This is a genomic window from Sphingomonas palmae, from assembly GCF_900109565.1.
Taxonomy (GTDB): domain Bacteria; phylum Pseudomonadota; class Alphaproteobacteria; order Sphingomonadales; family Sphingomonadaceae; genus Sphingomonas; species Sphingomonas palmae.
Window position 1 is genome coordinate 218645 of the sequence record NZ_FNZZ01000001.1, and the last position, 11861, is coordinate 230505.

The 11861-nt window shown below is 67.7% G+C and carries 10 protein-coding genes; 7 read left to right on the plus strand and 3 right to left on the minus strand.

Annotated features, from left to right (window positions below; genetic code table 11):
- Genes BMW51_RS01030 through BMW51_RS01040 form a run of 3 tightly spaced genes read left to right on the plus strand, consistent with a single transcriptional unit; the run spans window position 1 to window position 2554 of the window.
- Window positions 1-435 (plus strand): iron-sulfur cluster assembly scaffold protein, encoded by a 435-nt coding sequence (locus tag BMW51_RS01030; RefSeq protein ID WP_093002492.1) that lies wholly within the window; start codon window positions 1-3, stop codon window positions 433-435.
- Window positions 435-2222 (plus strand): cation:proton antiporter domain-containing protein, encoded by a 1788-nt coding sequence (locus BMW51_RS01035; protein ID WP_093002494.1) that lies wholly within the window; start codon window positions 435-437, stop codon window positions 2220-2222. Before BMW51_RS01030 ends, BMW51_RS01035 begins: the two co-directional genes overlap by 1 nt.
- 8 nt (window positions 2223-2230) lie before the next feature.
- The gene (locus tag BMW51_RS01040; protein ID WP_177171519.1) at window positions 2231-2554 is read left to right on the plus strand and encodes a DUF423 domain-containing protein; all 324 of its coding nucleotides are present in this window, start codon (window positions 2231-2233) and stop codon (window positions 2552-2554) included.
- A 2-nt stretch (window positions 2555-2556) separates the two neighbouring features.
- On the opposite strand, the gene BMW51_RS01045 is transcribed toward BMW51_RS01040, so the two are convergent.
- Window positions 2557-3978: an MFS transporter gene (locus BMW51_RS01045; protein WP_093002498.1), complete on the minus strand. Its 1422-nt coding sequence runs from the start codon at window positions 3976-3978 to the stop codon at window positions 2557-2559.
- 53 nt (window positions 3979-4031) lie between these two features.
- Between BMW51_RS01045 and BMW51_RS01050 the strand changes: the two genes are divergently transcribed.
- The 3 genes from BMW51_RS01050 (at window position 4032) to BMW51_RS01060 (ending at window position 6971) form a co-directional block, all read left to right on the plus strand.
- A complete protein-coding gene (locus BMW51_RS01050; protein WP_093002500.1) occupies window positions 4032-6149 on the plus strand; it encodes a prolyl oligopeptidase family serine peptidase in 2118 nt (705 codons plus the stop codon).
- An 85-nt stretch (window positions 6150-6234) separates the two neighbouring features.
- Window positions 6235-6579, plus strand: coding sequence for a WYL domain-containing protein (locus BMW51_RS01055; RefSeq protein WP_093002502.1), 345 nt, complete (start codon window positions 6235-6237; stop codon window positions 6577-6579).
- A complete protein-coding gene (locus BMW51_RS01060; RefSeq protein ID WP_093002504.1) occupies window positions 6576-6971 on the plus strand; it encodes a DoxX family protein in 396 nt (131 codons plus the stop codon). Before BMW51_RS01055 ends, BMW51_RS01060 begins: the two co-directional genes overlap by 4 nt.
- Here the strand turns inward: BMW51_RS01060 and BMW51_RS01065 are convergent.
- Window positions 6955-7446 carry a hypothetical protein gene (locus BMW51_RS01065; protein ID WP_093002506.1) on the minus strand — a complete coding sequence of 164 codons (492 nt, stop codon included), beginning with the start codon at window positions 7444-7446 and terminating at the stop codon, window positions 6955-6957. The two genes, BMW51_RS01060 and BMW51_RS01065, sit on opposite strands and share 17 nt — an antisense overlap.
- A gap of 88 nt (window positions 7447-7534) precedes the next feature.
- Window positions 7535-9838 (minus strand): ATP-dependent helicase, encoded by a 2304-nt coding sequence (locus BMW51_RS01070; RefSeq protein WP_177171471.1) that lies wholly within the window; start codon window positions 9836-9838, stop codon window positions 7535-7537.
- A gap of 208 nt (window positions 9839-10046) precedes the next feature.
- Between BMW51_RS01070 and BMW51_RS01075 the strand changes: the two genes are divergently transcribed.
- Window positions 10047-11684, plus strand: a complete 1638-nt coding sequence (locus tag BMW51_RS01075; RefSeq protein ID WP_093002510.1) for an inorganic phosphate transporter — start codon at window positions 10047-10049, stop codon at window positions 11682-11684.
- Window positions 11685-11861: the final 177 nt, after the last annotated feature.

Below are 11861 nucleotides of genomic sequence, written 5' to 3' on the forward strand. Positions count from 1 at the left end.
ATGAGCCTCGACCTCTACACGCCCGAGATCTCCGCGCTCGCGCTCGGCAATCCCTATCCCGATCGCTTGCCCGAAGGTGCACCCTCGGCGGAGAAGCGTTCGCCGATTTGCGGCAGCCGTGTGACCGTCGACGTCGAACTCGACGAAGCGGGGCGCGTCACGAAGCTCGGCACGCTGGTGCGCGCGTGTCTGCTCGGTCAGGCATCGTCGACGCTGCTGGCGCAGCACGCGATCGGGCGGACTCCGGCCGAGCTCGCCATAGCGCGCGACGAATTGACCGCGTGGCTGGCGGGGACGGGCGAGATGCCCGGTTGGCCGGGGATCGACATCTTCACGCCGGGCCTGAAGCTGACTGCCCGCCACCCCTCGATCCGCCTCGCCTTCGAGGCCGCTGCGGAGGCAGCGGACGTCGCCGCGGCCAGGGCGCCGCGCTGATGGAGCATGCCGCTGACGGCTCGCTGCTGCGCGACGGGTTCATCTTGCTCGGTTTCGCGCTCGGCTTCGTGCTGCTGTTTCGGCGGCTGGGGCTCGGTGCGACGCTGGGCTACCTCGTCGCGGGCGCCGTCGTCGGGCCGCACGTCCTGGGGCTGGTCGGCGATGCGGAGGGGAAGCTCGGGTTCGCGGAACTCGGCATCACCATGCTGCTGTTCATCGTGGGGCTGGAACTCAGCCCGGCCAAATTGTGGCGGTTGAAAGAGGACATCTTCGCGCTCGGCACGCTGCAGGTGCTCGCCTGCGGTGCGGCGATCACCGCCATCCTCGCGCTCGTCGCGCATTTCTCCGTCCCCGCCGCGCTCGCGCTCGGCATGCCGCTCGCCTTGTCGTCGACCGCGCAGGTGCTGCCAATGCTGCAATCGGCGGGCCGGCTGCGGACGCCGTTCGGGGAGCGCGCCTTCTCGATCCTGTTGTTCCAGGACCTGTCGATCATTCCGATGATCACGATCATCGCCGCGATGAGCCGCAATCCGGCGCAGGCCGGGGGACCGTCCGGCTGGCTGCTCGCGCTCTACACCGTGCTCGCGATCGCGGGGCTGATTGCGGCGGGGCGCTTCGTACTCGGGCCGTTGTTCCGCTGGATCGGCAATCTGGGTGAGCGCGAGATGTTCATCTTCGCCGCGCTGTTCACCGTCATCGCCTCGGCCGCACTGATGGAGCTGCTCGGGCTGTCGACCGCGCTCGGCGCGTTCGTCGCGGGCGTGATGCTGGCCGACAGCCCCTACCGTCACGAGTTGGAGGCGGATGTCGAGCCGTTCCGCTCGATCCTGCTGGGTCTGTTCTTCCTCGCGGTCGGCATGATGCTCGATCTGTCGGCCATCGCGGAGCGCCCGTTGTTCGTCGCGGGCATGGCGGCGGCGCTGATCGTGACCAAGGCGGCCGTCATCTTCCTGATCGGTCGCGCGTTTCGCATGCCGTGGCGACCGGCGCTGGGTCTCGGCCTGCTGCTCAGCCAGGGCGGCGAGTTCGGGTTCGTGCTGCTCGGACAGGCGAGGAATGGCCTGCTGATCGCGCCGGAGGCAGCGAGCCTGTTCGGCGCGGTCATCACGCTGTCGATGGCGACCACGCCCTTCCTGATGATGGCGACGCGCGCGTTCCGCGAGGCGCCGCTCGATCCCGCAGGAGAGCGCGACGGACCGACCGCCGATGGCGCCAACGCTTTGGTGGTCGGCTATGGCCGCTTCGGACAGACGGTCGCGCAGATGCTGATGGCGAGCGGTGTCCCCGTCACGTTGATCGACAGCGACATCGAGATGATCGACGTCGCGGCGGAGTTCGGCGCCAAAGTCTATTTCGGCGACGGCACCAGGCTCGACCTGCTGCGACAGGCCGGGGCGGCGGAAGCCGAGCTGATCATGTTCTGCATCGACGGCGATCAGATCGACCCCGACTGGCTGGACAGCGTGCACGAGGCGTTCCCGAACGCCGGCGTCTACGTCCGCGCCTTCGATCGCCGCGCACTCATTAAGCTCAAGAAGGGCCGGACGCGCTACGTGGTGCGCGAGGTGCTCGAATCCGCGGTCAAGATGGCGCGCCTCGCGATGCAGGGGCTGCACATCTCGAACGAGGAGATCGACCGGGCCGAGGACCTGTATCGCTCGCGCGATCGCGAGCGATTGCGGTTGCAGATCGAGGCGGGCGACATCCGCGCGGCGCGCGACGTGATCATCACCGAAGCCTCGCGTGACGCGCCGCCGATCAATCCGGGGACGGGGGTGACGACGTGAACCTGCTGATGTTGCTTGCCGCGCTGTCGGGGGCGCTTGCCGTCGGTGCCGGGGCGTTCGGCGCGCACGGCGCGAGCGGTGCCGCCGCGGAATGGCTGAAGACCGGCGGGCAGTATCAGCTGATCCACGCGCTCGCCGCGCTGGTGGCGCTGCGGTTCGATGCGCGCGGGTCCGCCTGGCTGTTCGTAAGCGGTGCCGCGATCTTCGCCGGTACCTTGTACCTGATGGCGCTGGGAGCACCGCGCTGGCTGGGAGCGATCACGCCGCTCGGCGGCGCGCTGCTGATCGCGGGCTGGCTCTGGCTCGCCTTCGCCGCCAGCCGCGGCGGCTGACCTCAGCGTACCGGAGAGGCGGGCTGCACGTCCTGCGTCTCGGCACGCTGCGGGTTGCGGATCGACGGCCGCAGCCTCGCCAGGCTGCATAGCCCCGCGACCAGCGCCAGTCCGGCTGCGACCAGCGGGGGCGTGCTGCTCGCACCGACACCGAAGGCGAGCAGCGCCGCCACCAGCGTCGCACCCGTCGTCTGTCCGACCAGCCGCACCGTGCTGACCAGCCCGCCCGCCGCGGCCGCGCGCTCGCGCGGGGCGGAGCCGATGATCAACCGCGCATTGGGTGGCAGAAAGGTACCGAACCCCGACCCGCACAGCGCCATCCGCCACGCAATGTCGAAATAGCTCGGATCGGCGGGCATATAAGCAATCAGCGCCAGCGCGGTGATCGAGATCGCCATGCCGATCCCGCCCAGCAGCCCTGCCGGCACCCGGTCCGACAGCCATCCCGCCAGCGGCGCGACGATCATGTTGGTGAGCGGCCACGGCGCGATCGCGGCGCCCACCTCCGCGGCCGAGAAGCCGTAGCCGTGCGTCAAGCGGAACGGTGTCGACAAAAGCAATGTCATCGACGCAGTAAACGCGGTGAACGCGCCCACTGCCGACAGCGCGATCACCGGCCGGCCGAGCAGGTCGATCGGCAGGATCGGATTGTCGGTACCGCGCTCGCGGCGCACGAAATAGACGCCGACCGCGACCCCCAGCAGCACGATCGCGCTCGACACCACCGGACTGTCGCCGTGCACCGCGCTTTCGAGCCCGCCGATCACCAGCCCGAACATTGCCGCGCACATCACCGCGCCGGCGAGGTCGAAACGACTGTCCCGCGCCGGCGGGTTAGGCAGCGCACGCCCGAGCACCAGCGAGCCGATCGCGAACGGAATGGCGCTCGCGAACACCCACGGCCACGGCGCGACCGCCAGGACGAGGCCGCCGATAGTCGGCGCCGCCGCCGCCGAGCTGGAGACGATCACCGAATTGATGCCGAGCCCGCGCCCGAGCTGCTTCGCAGGATAGGTCTGCCGGATCAGCGCGCTCGCGACCGCCAGCGCGCCTGCCGCACCGATCGCCTGCGCGGCGCGCACGACGAGCAGGAACGGCAGGCTCTCGGCAAAGAAGCACAGCAGCGTCGCGACGGTGAAAATCAGCTGCCCGACCTGGTACATCCGCTTCAAGCCGATCCGCTCTCCCAGACCGGCGAACGGCAGCATCAGCATGACCAGCATCAGCTGATACACGGTGACGATCGACACCACCGAACTCGAACTCACCCGCAGATCGCGCGCGATCGTCGGCAGCGCGACGTTGGCGACACCGCCGTCGATGATGACCAGCGCGGTCCCGAAACACAGCGCGGCGATGGCGGCGAACCGCCGCGGCGTCGGCAATCCATCGGCGTTCGGCGAAGCGTCGCGTTCACTATCCATTGTGTTGCCCATGCCGCAGCGTCACAAGGGTGCCAAGCTGTACGGAGCAACTGATGATCCTGATTGCGCTCGCCCTGGTTGCAGGCGCCCAAGCGGGCACCCACAACAAGCCGATGAATAACAAGACCGCGACCTCCGCCAGTGCTGCGGACCCCTATCTGTGGCTCGAGGACAAGGACGGCGCGAAGCCGCTCGCCTGGGTCGCGGCGGAGAACGCCCGCACGCTGCCGCGGCTGCAGAACGATCCCCGCTACAAGCAATTCTACGCCGAGGCGCTGGCGATCGCGTCGGCGAAGGATCGTATCGCGATGCCGATGCAACTGCACGGTCGCATCTACAATTTCTGGCGTGATGCCGAGCACCCGCAGGGCGTGCTGCGCTGGACCAGCAAGCAGGGCTATGCCGCCGAGGCCCCCGCGTGGACGGTGGCGCTCGACCTCGACGCGCTCAGCCGTGCCGAGAACAAGAAATGGGTGTGGAAGGGGCTGACTTGCCTCGAACCCGACGAGCGGCGCTGCCTCGTCGCTTTGTCCGAAGGTGGCGAGGACGCGGTGACGTATCGCGAGTTCGACCTCGACAGCGGTGCGTTTGTCGCGAATGGCTTCAACCTGCCGACCTCGAAGCAGGGTGCCGACTGGATCGACGCTGACACATTGCTCGTATCGCGCGACTCGGGCGCGGGCACGATGACCGGCTCGGGCTATCCCTTCGTCGTCAAGCGGGTGCGCCGCGGCCAGCCGCTGTCGCAGGCCGAAGAAGTGTACCGCGGCAAGCCGGAGGACCAGCTCGGCACCTATGGCATGGTGATGGAGGATGGCGCGGGCAACCGCGTCGTGATGGTGCAGCGGCGCCCGACCTTCTTCGGTGGCGAAACGCTGGTCGAGCACGACGGCAAGCTGGTGAAGCTCGACGTGCCCGCGCGCACCTTCCCCAGCGGGATGGTCGACGGGCAGGTCATTTTCGAGACGAGCGATCCCTGGGGCGCCATCCCGGCCGGCGCGATCGCCTCCGCACCGCTGTCGGAGGTGGTGAAAGGCCGCTTCACGCCAACGCTGGTCTTCGCTCCGACCGCGCGCCAGTCGGTCGACCGCGTGACGACGACGCGCAATCACGTGATCGCCAGCGTGTACGACAATGTGCGTGGCCGCGCGGTCGTCTTCACGCACGGCGCGGGCGGGTGGACGCAGCGCCAGCTCTCGCTGCCCGATAACGCCTCGATCGGCGTGGCGAGCGCGACCGATCACAGCGACGACGCCTATCTGACCGTGACGAGCTTCCTCGCGCCGACGACCTTGTGGTCGGTCTCGGCCGGCGGCACGGCTGCGCCGCAGCAGGTGAAGGCACTCCCCGCGCGCTTCGATGCCGCGGGGCTGGTGTCGGAGCAGTTCGAGGCGGTATCGAGCGACGGGACGAAAATCCCGTACTTCGTCGTGCACGCCAGAAACGCCCCTCTCGACGGCAGCACGCCAACGCTGATGACCGCGTACGGCGGGTTCCAGTCGTCGATGACGCCCAGCTACGCCGCGCTGACCGGCAAGCTGTGGCTGGAACGCGGCGGCGCCTACGTGCTCGCCAACATCCGCGGCGGCGGCGAGTTCGGTCCCGCGTGGCACGATGCCGGACGCAAGACCAAGCGGCAGATCATCTACGACGATTTCGCTGCCGTCGCCCGCGACCTTTTCACACGAAAGCTGACCAGCCCGGCGAAGCTCGGCATCTACGGCGGTTCGAACGGCGGATTACTGATGGGAGTCGAGTTCAACCAGCATCCCGATATGTGGAAGGCGGTGACGATCCAAGTCCCGTTGCTCGACATGATCCGGTACGAGCAGATCGCCGCTGGCGCATCGTGGGTCGACGAATATGGCTCGGTCAGCGTGCCCGAGGAGCGCGCCTTCCTCGAGACGATCTCGCCGTATCAGAACATCAAGCGCGGGGTGAACTATCCCGAGCCGTATATCTGGACGACGACCAAGGACGACCGTGTCGGGCCGCAGCACGCGCGCAAGTTCGCCGCTCGGCTCAAGGAATACGGCCTGCCGTACCTGTTCTACGAGGATACCGCGGGCGGTCACTCTGGTGACGCCGACATCGAACAGGGGGCGCGGCTAAACGCGTTGCAGATGACCTATTTCGCGCAGAAGCTGATGGGCGCGCCCGGCGCCAAGTGAGTGAAGCGTGCGGCGAGCGACAGGAAACCGGTCGTTTCGTCGCACGTTCTTGCTGCACCGCAGCGAGTGCGGCTAAGATAGGTGAATGACGTTGACCATCAGTGAGGATCGCCCCGCCGCGGCCGTTCCGGACACGATGCCGCTCGTGTTCGAAGCCATTGTGAAGCAGCAGGCGATCGCGGCAAGCTACAATCGGGGTACGGTGACGCTCGCCCCGCACATCGTGTACACCAAGCACGGTGAGATCTACCTCGACGCGCTGACGCTCGACCGCGACGGACAGCCGCCGCGCGAGCCGAAGATCGGTGCGTTCAAGCTGAGCGGCCTGACCGGCTTGCGCGTGACGCCGCGACGCTTCACCGCCAGCGACCTGTTCGAGCCAAAGGATGCCAAATACGACGGAGTGACCCTGCTCGCGATCGAGCAGTGATCGACACGTGCGCGCAGCGGGTCGGGCGCTGGCTGCTCATCGCCTTCTACGCGCTGGCGGGCATCGGGCATCTCTATTTCACGCAGGCGATGGTGCGGATCGTTCCCGCCTGGGTGCCGCAGCCGCGCCTCGTCGTGCTGGCGACCGGCATCTGCGAATTAGTGGGGGCGCTTGCGCTGATCTTTCCACAATGGCGCAGGCCGGCCGGCTGGGCACTCGCCGCCTATGCGCTGTGCGTCTGGCCCGCCAACGTCCAGCACGCGGTCAACGACTTGTCACACGGCACCGGCCTACCGATCTGGTACCACGCGCCACGATTGGCGCTGCAGCCGCTCATCATCTGGTGGGCATTGTGGGCGAGCGGCGCGGTTCGCCTCAGGCGAGCGCCTTGAGCAGCTCGTCCTTGTTCATCTTCGATCGCCCGGGAATGTCGCGCGTCTTCGCCTCGGCGTAGAGGTCGTCCTTGGTGCGGTGGTCGCGCGCCGAGCGGGTCTTGTCGGCGACGTCCTTGGGCTGGGCGGAAAATTGCTTGCCCTTCTTCGTGTCCGCGCGCTTCTTCGCGGTTGTGCGCTTATATTCCTCGTCGCTCAGCTTCTCGCGCGCTTTCTTGGGCAGGTAGCGCTCGCCCGTCTCGCCGCTTTCCTTGCCTGACTTGGTGCCCCAGTCTTCCTCGGTCCACTCGTGCAGCGAGTTGTGCTCGTCCTGCTCGCCGACGTAACCGCCACCGCGCTTCTTGTATTCCTGTACCGCCATCTGCGCCTTGCGCGCGGACCATTGCCCCTTCTTGCCGCCCTTCGCGCCGGCGGTGATCTCGTCCTTCACCTTTTCCCACAATTTCGGGTCGGTTTTCTCGGCAGTCTCGGACATGCGGCACCTCCACATGCGACAACGCCGATAAGCCGGGAAGGGCTGCTCGACCGCAAAATAAAGGCCGGATCGGCAGCACCCGGCGCGGTCAGGTGATCGTCACGAACGTGTCCATCACGCGCTTGCGCCCCGCCTGCTCGAAATCGATCTCGAGCTTGTTGCCCTCGATCTCGGCGATCGCGCCGTAGCCGAACTTCTGGTGGAACACGCGCTGGCCGAGCGACAGGTCACCGCGTCCCTTGTTGCCGATGCTGACCGCGCTCGCGCGGCTCTCGACCACCCGCGTCGGCTCGCGCGTAAAGGTGCGGCTGGTCCACTCGCCGCCGGGCTTTGCCCCCAGCGTGCCCGCCGCGCGCTGCCAGCCCGGTCCGCGCCCGGTGCCGCGCGACACATCGGCGAACGGATCGGCACGCTCGGTCCAGTTGGCGCGCCACAGGCTCTCACCACCCGACATCGTCGCCTCGCTGTCGATGTGATCGGCCGGCAGCTCGCCGACGAAGCGCGACGGGATCGAGCTGGTCCACTGCCCGTAGATGCGGCGATTGGCAGCGTGGAAGATTACCGCTCGGCGGCGCGCGCGGGTGATCGCGACGTAGGCGAGACGCCGCTCCTCCTCCAGACTGCGCGTGCCGCCTTCGTCGAGCGCGCGCTGCGACGGGAACAATCCTTCTTCCCAGCCGACGAGGAACACGGTGTCGTATTCCAGCCCCTTGGCGGCGTGGATCGTCATGATCGTGATCTTCGGGTCCTCGCGCGTCGCCTCATTGTCCATGACTAGGCTGACGTGCTCCAGGAACGCGCCGAGGTTCTCGTATTCCTCCATCGCGCGGACGAGTTCGGAGAGGTTCTCCAGCCGCCCGGCCGCCTCGGTCGTCTTCTCGGCCTGGAGCATCGCGGTATAACCGCTCTCGTCGAGCAGCTGCCGCGCGAGTTCGGGGTGGGGCAGGTCGCGCGCCATGTCGCGCCAGCGCGCGACGTCGCCGACGAAGCGGCCGAGCGACTTGCGCGCCTGCGGCGTCAGCTCGTCGCTGTCGAGGATGCGCGCGGCGGCGAGGCTCAGCGGCAGTCCTTCGGCGCGGGCGAGCTGGTGCAGCTTCGCGACCGCCTTGTCGCCCAGACCGCGCTTGGGCACGTTGACGATGCGCTCGAACGCGAGGTCGTCGGCGGGCTGGTTGACGATGCGCAGGTAGGCGAGCGCGTCACGGATCTCGGCACGCTCGTAGAAGCGGAAGCCGCCGACGATGCGATAGGGCAGCCCGACCGAGATGAAGCGATCCTCGAACTCACGCGTCTGGTGCTGCGCGCGCACCAGAATGGCGACGTCATCGAGGCTCTTGCCCGCGCGCTGGCACGACTCGACCTCGTCCGACACACGGCGCGCTTCCTCGGGTCCGTCCCACACGCCGATGACGCGAACCTTCTCGCCCGCATCCAGCTCGGTCCACAGCTGCTTGCCGAGACGGCCGCCGTTGTTGGCGATCACGCCCGATGCCGCGCCGAGGATGTGCGGGGTGGAACGATAGTTCTGCTCCAGCCGGATTACCTTAGCGCCGGGAAAGTCGTTCTCGAACTTGAGGATGTTCTCCACCTGCGCGCCGCGCCACGAGTAGATCGACTGGTCGTCATCGCCGACGCAACAGATGTTACGCCGCTCCTGCGCGAGCAGCCGCAGCCATAGGTATTGGACCGAGTTGGTGTCCTGATACTCGTCCACCATGATGTAGCGGAAGCGCTGCTGATACTGCTCCAGCACCTCGCGGTTGCTCTTCAGAATGGTGAGCACGTGGAGCAGAAGGTCGCCGAAGTCGCAGGCGTTCACCGCTTTCAGCCGCGCCTGATATTGCTCGTACAGCTCACCGCCGCGCCCGTTGGCGTAACGCTCGCTCTCGCCCGCATCGACGTCGCGCGGGGTCAGTCCCTTGTTCTTCCACTCGTCGATCAGCCCGGCGAGGCTGCGCGCGGGAAAGCGCTTCTCGTCGATGTCTGCGGCGACGATCAATTGCTTGAGCAAACGCAGCTGATCGTCGGTGTCGAGGATCGTGAAATTGGATTGCAGCCCGACCAGCTCTGCGTGACGCCGCAGCATCTTAGCGCCGATCGCGTGAAAGGTGCCGAGCCAAGGCATGCCTTCGACCGCCTCGCCGACCAGCCGGCCGACCCGCTCGCGCATCTCGCGCGCCGCCTTGTTGGTGAAGGTGACCGCCAGGATCTCGGACGGCCATGCGCGGCGGGTGTAGAGCAGGTGCGCCAGCCGCGCGGTGAGCGCCGCGGTCTTGCCCGTACCCGCGCCTGCCAGGACGAGCACGGGACCATCGGTGGTCAGCACCGCGTCGCGCTGCGGCGCGTTGAGGCTGGAGAGGTACGGCGGTTGGGCAATCTGCGTGTCGGTCACCCGATCCACGTAGGCAGGGTTGCGGTGCGGCGCAATCCGCGGGAACGAAGCCGGAACGAGGCGCCGCCGTCTGTCATGCCGATCGGCCGATCTTCGTGAGCGTCTAGCTGAGCGCACCACCCCGATACGCGCTCTGCACTCGTCCCGCTTCGAGGCACGTCTCGCTCGTGTCATCAAAACGTCACGGGCAGGGAACAGGGGATGGCTCATGGCAAGCACCGTCCTCGCCTCGCCCGAGTCTCCGCAACGCTCGCGCGCGGTGGAGCTCGACCGGCCCGCTCACCCGATCGCGCGCGTCGTCTTCGCCGGATTGGTCATCGCGGGGTTCGCCTACGCCGGGGTCAGCGTGTTTTTGGACACGCAGCAGGTGGGTGAGCAGCTCGCCACCGGCGTGTTCCTGTTTCTCGGGCTCGCGCTGCTGATCGCGCTTGGGTTCGAGTTCGTGAACGGCTTTCACGACACCGCCAACGCGGTGGCGACGGTCATCTACACCAATTCGATGCCCGCCAATCTCGCGGTCATGTGGTCGGGGTTCTTCAACTTCCTGGGCGTCATGCTGTCGTCGGGGGCGGTCGCCTACTCGATCGTGACGCTGTTGCCGGTAGACCTGATCCTCAACGTCGGGTCGGGCGCGGGCTTCGCGATGATCTTCGCGCTGCTGCTCGCCGCGGTGATGTGGAACCTAGCCACCTGGTACGTCGGCCTGCCCAACTCCTCCAGTCACACGCTGATCGGGTCGGTGCTGGGCGTCGGGCTCGCCAACCAGCTGCTCCACCGCGGAGCCGGCGGAACGTCGGGCGTCGACTGGAGCCAGGCGACCAAGGTCTTGTCGGGTCTGCTGATGGCGCCGCTGATCGGCTTCGTCGCCGCCGCAGCGCTGCTGCTCGTGTTGCGCACCGCGGCGCGCAGCCCGGCGCTGATGCAGGCACCTGAGGGCAACGCCCCGCCGCCGCGCGGCATCCGCGCCTTGCTGGTGTTCACCTGCACTGCGGTGTCGTTCAGCCACGGCTCGAACGATGGGCAAAAGGGCATGGGGCTGATCATGCTGATCCTGATCGGCTGCGCCCCGACCGCCTACGCGCTCAACCGTACGCTGCCTGCCAGCGAGACGCCCGCCTTCTACGCCAGTGCGCAGGCTGCCGCGCAGGTGCTGGCGGGTCACGGCGCAGCGCCAGTCCCGCTCGACCGGGCGCGCCCTGTGCTGGTCGATGCGTTGTCGCACCGCCGGGTCGACTCGCCCGCCGCGTACGGCGCCGCGGTCGCTGTGTCGCGCGACGTTGCGACGCGTGTTGCAGGGTACGGTTCGCTCGACCGCGTGCCGGCCGAGGCGACTCCCAATCTGCGCAACGACATGTATCTGGTGCTCGATGCGACGCGAATGATCGCCAAGGATGCGGACAAGCACGGGTTTACCGCAGGCCAGACCAAGCAGCTCAAGGATTATCAATCACGGCTCGAGGCGGGCACGCGCTACATCCCGCTGTGGGTCAAGGTCGCGGTCGCGCTTGCGCTTGGCCTCGGCACGATGATCGGCTGGAAGCGGATCGTCGTCACGGTCGGCGAGAAGATCGGCAAGCAGCACATGACCTATGGCATGGGCGCTTCTGCCGAGCTGGTTGCCGCGGGAACGATCCTCGCCGCCGACCGCTTCGGCCTGCCCGTGTCGACCACGCACATCCTGTCGTCGGGCGTCGCGGGCGCGTCGGTGGCGAGCGGGACGGGATTGCAGCGTCGCACGCTGATCCAGCTCGCCGCCGCTTGGATCATGACGCTGCCGGTCGCGATGCTGCTCTCGGGCGTGCTCTACTGGCTGCTGCTGCACGTGGTGGAGAGCGGCGTGCTGTGATCCGTGCCGCGATTGCGTCCCGGTAAAAGCCGGGGCGGCCCGTATCGGACCGCCCCGCAGTCCAGGGAAGGGATCGGACGAGGGGGGATTGTCCGATCCGTGCGGCGCCCAACAGGGGAGAAAAGCGCCGCATCGCCATCATTAGCGCCCATGTGTTGCGCGGATGTTGCAGGCGAG

Bases quoted from the DNA above. Each gene is read 5' to 3' on its own strand.
- BMW51_RS01030 (WP_093002492.1), top strand. From the start codon at position 1: ATGAGCCTCGACCTCTACACGCCCGAGATCTCCGCGCTCGCGCTCGGC.
- BMW51_RS01045 (WP_093002498.1), bottom strand. From the start codon at position 3,978: ATGGATAGTGAACGCGACGCTTCGCCGAACGCCGATGGATTGCCGACG.
- BMW51_RS01040 (WP_177171519.1), top strand. From the start codon at position 2,231: ATGTTGCTTGCCGCGCTGTCGGGGGCGCTTGCCGTCGGTGCCGGGGCG.
- BMW51_RS01050 (WP_093002500.1), top strand. From the start codon at position 4,032: ATGATCCTGATTGCGCTCGCCCTGGTTGCAGGCGCCCAAGCGGGCACC.
- BMW51_RS01075 (WP_093002510.1), top strand. From the start codon at position 10,047: ATGGCAAGCACCGTCCTCGCCTCGCCCGAGTCTCCGCAACGCTCGCGC.
- BMW51_RS01065 (WP_093002506.1), bottom strand. From the start codon at position 7,446: ATGTCCGAGACTGCCGAGAAAACCGACCCGAAATTGTGGGAAAAGGTG.
- BMW51_RS01055 (WP_093002502.1), top strand. From the start codon at position 6,235: ATGACGTTGACCATCAGTGAGGATCGCCCCGCCGCGGCCGTTCCGGAC.
- BMW51_RS01035 (WP_093002494.1), top strand. From the start codon at position 435: ATGGAGCATGCCGCTGACGGCTCGCTGCTGCGCGACGGGTTCATCTTG.